1 protein-coding gene is annotated in these 2615 nt (G+C 32.9%); it reads left to right on the top strand.

All coding sequences use genetic code 11. From position 1 onward, the window contains the following. Window positions 1–271 precede the first annotated feature (271 nt). Window positions 272–2494, top strand: a complete 2223-nt coding sequence (locus ACTF56_RS12945; RefSeq protein ID WP_438967329.1) for an NADP-dependent isocitrate dehydrogenase — start codon at window positions 272–274, stop codon at window positions 2492–2494. The last annotated feature ends 121 nt before the right edge of the window (window positions 2495–2615 follow it).

A 2615-nucleotide genomic window follows, 5' to 3' on the forward strand; every position in this document is an offset into this window, starting at 1 on the left:
TCGTAACAGAATTAATTCTGTTACGATTTAACTATATTTGAATTATTAACGAGTCAACCTTTTTTAGGACAACTCAGACATTATTTGTAACGTATAATTATCAATTTAATAATTTCAACATCAAATAATAAGAAATCAATAATTCAAACGATTTCGTCCCAATGACTCTTTTTTTAGGTTCTATTTTCTTATATTTGCGAGGCTTAAAAAAATAACAAATCCTTATTTTATTGAGTCTATTGAATTTTTTAATTTAAAAATAATAACATTCATGTCAAACAAGTCAAAAATTATTTATACGATTACCGATGAAGCTCCAATGTTGGCCACACACTCGTTTTTACCAATAGTACAAGCTTTCTCAAAACCTGCAAATATTGATTTAGAAACAAGAGATATCTCTTTAGCAGGAAGAATTTTATCTAATTTCCCAGAATATTTAAATGATGACCAAAAAGTAGCTGATGCACTTTCAGAATTAGGTCAATTAGCAACTCAACCTGAAGCTAATATTATAAAACTACCAAATATATCAGCTTCTGTTCCTCAATTAAAAGAGGCTATTGCTGAATTACAATCTCAAGGATTTGCTATTCCAAATTTTCCAGAAGAAGCAAATACAGATGAACAAAAAGCTATCAAAGCTTCTTATGCTAAAGTTTTAGGTTCGGCAGTGAATCCTGTTTTACGCGAAGGCAATTCGGATAGACGTGCTCCAAAAGCCGTTAAAAATTATGCGAAAGCACATCCTCATTCAATGGGTGCTTGGTCTTCTGACTCAAAATCACATGTTGCTCACATGGAAAGTGGTGATTTTTATGGAACAGAAAAATCTGTAACCGTGAAAGATGCTGGAAGTTTCTCAATCGAATTTGAAGGAGCTGATGGTTCAACACAAACTTTAAAAGGAAGTTCTCCATTAAAAGCAGGTGAAATCATTGATTCGTCTGTAATGAATATGGCTTCTTTAAAGAAGTTTATTGCTGAACAAGTAGTTGATGCTAAAGCAAAAGGTGTTTTGTTTTCAGTGCACTTAAAAGCAACTATGATGAAAATTTCTGATCCTTTAATTTTCGGAGCCTTTGTGGAAGTTTACTTTAAAGATGTTTTTGCAAAATATGCTGATTTATTTAAAGAATTAGGTGTTGATACCAAAAACGGATTGGGTGATGTTTATGCAAAAATTCAAGGAAATGCTAAGCAAGCTGAAGTTGAAGCAGCTATAAACGCAGCAATGGAAAATGGACCAGCATTGGCTATGGTAAATTCTGATAAAGGAATTACTAACTTACACGTTCCTTCTGATGTTATTGTGGATGCTTCTATGCCTGCCATGATTCGTAATTCAGGGCAAATGTGGAATAAAGACGGAAAATCGCAAGATACAAAAGCCATTGTTCCAGACAGATGTTATGCTGGTGTTTATCAAGCAACCATAGATTTCTGTAAAGCTAATGGTGCTTTAGATCCAAAAACAATGGGAAGTGTTCCAAACGTTGGATTAATGGCTCAAAAAGCAGAAGAATACGGTTCACATGACAAGACTTTCCAAATGACTGCAAACGGAACTGTGAAAGTGAAAGATGCATCTGGAAATGTAATCATGGAACAAACTGTTGAAACAGGTGACATTTTTAGAATGTGTCAAGTGAAAGATGCTCCAATTCAAGATTGGGTTAAATTAGCCGTGAATAGAGCTAAAGCAACTAATGTACCAGCAATCTTTTGGTTGGATGAAAACAGAGCTCATGACAGACAAATCATAGAAAAAGTAAATTTATATTTAAAAGATTACGATACAACTGGTTTAGATATTCGTGTCATGAATCCAGTTGATGCTACTAAATTCTCTTTAGAAAGAATCGTTAAAGGTTTAGACACAATTTCAGTTACTGGAAATGTTTTACGTGATTATTTAACGGATTTATTTCCAATTTTAGAAGTTGGAACATCTGCAAAAATGTTATCGATTGTACCATTAATGAATGGTGGTGGTTTATTTGAAACGGGTGCTGGTGGTTCTGCTCCAAAACATATTGAGCAATTTATTGAAGAAGGTTATTTACGTTGGGACTCATTAGGTGAATTTTTAGCTTTAGGTGTTTCTTACGAACATTTAGGTACTGTTTTTAATAATACAAAAGCTTTAGTTTTATCAGAAACATTAGATGCTGCGACCGAAAAATTCTTAGAAACAGATAAATCTCCATCAAGAAAAATTGGTGGAATTGACAATAGAGGTTCACACTTTTATTTGGCTTTATATTGGGCTCAAGCTTTAGCTAATCAAGATAAAGATGCTGAATTAAAAGCTATCTTCACTCCTATTGCAACTGATTTAACTGCTAATGAAGCTAAAATTAATGAAGAATTAATCGCTGCACAAGGAAAACCTCAGGCAATTGGTGGTTATTATCATCCAAATTTTGAATTAACTGACAAAGCCATGCGACCAAGCGCTACATTTAATCGTATTTTAGGGGAATTAAAATAATTTAAGTTTAGAACAAATAAAAAACGCTTCACAAAAATGAAGCGTTTTTTTATATATTTTTATTGTCTTGTCCTGAAATAGCGATACACAAAAAGTATCCAAATGGAAAGAAATGAAGAAA

It is taken from the genome of Flavobacterium sp. (genome assembly GCF_965657075.1).
Taxonomy (GTDB): Bacteria; Bacteroidota; Bacteroidia; order Flavobacteriales; family Flavobacteriaceae; genus Flavobacterium.